The sequence below is a fragment of the Streptomyces fildesensis genome, from assembly GCF_016107395.1.
GTDB lineage: Bacteria > Actinomycetota > Actinomycetes > Streptomycetales > Streptomycetaceae > Actinacidiphila > Actinacidiphila fildesensis.
The window spans coordinates 1-282 of sequence record NZ_JAAIKO010000274.1; the positions used below are offsets into that span (position 1 = coordinate 1).

1 protein-coding gene is annotated in these 282 nt (G+C 70.9%); it reads right to left on the reverse strand.

Annotated elements, in window-relative coordinates:
- Window positions 1-282: helix-turn-helix domain-containing protein (locus tag C6N31_RS42890; RefSeq protein WP_198359714.1), on the reverse strand; the 282-nt coding region annotated here is incomplete at both ends.

The following is a 282-nucleotide window of genomic DNA, read 5'->3' on the forward strand; positions in this document are numbered from 1 at the left end:
CCGGGTTCTCGGGCGGCGGTTCGGTCATGCGCTGGCGCACCACACTCATGCCGGGGTCGCCCTTTACAAGCCAGCGCATCCGGCCGTGGGCTCCGTCGATCGTCGGGCTGGTGACGACATCGTCGGCGGCCGTCTCGACGAGCTGGTCGAGGGTGGTATCCAGGGCGCGGGCGAGGGTGACGAGCTGGTCCAGCGCGAGGCGGCGCTGACCGTTCTCGATGCGGCTGAGCGAGGACTGGCTGAGGTGCGCGCGGGTGGCCAGTTCCTCCAGGGACCAGCCCT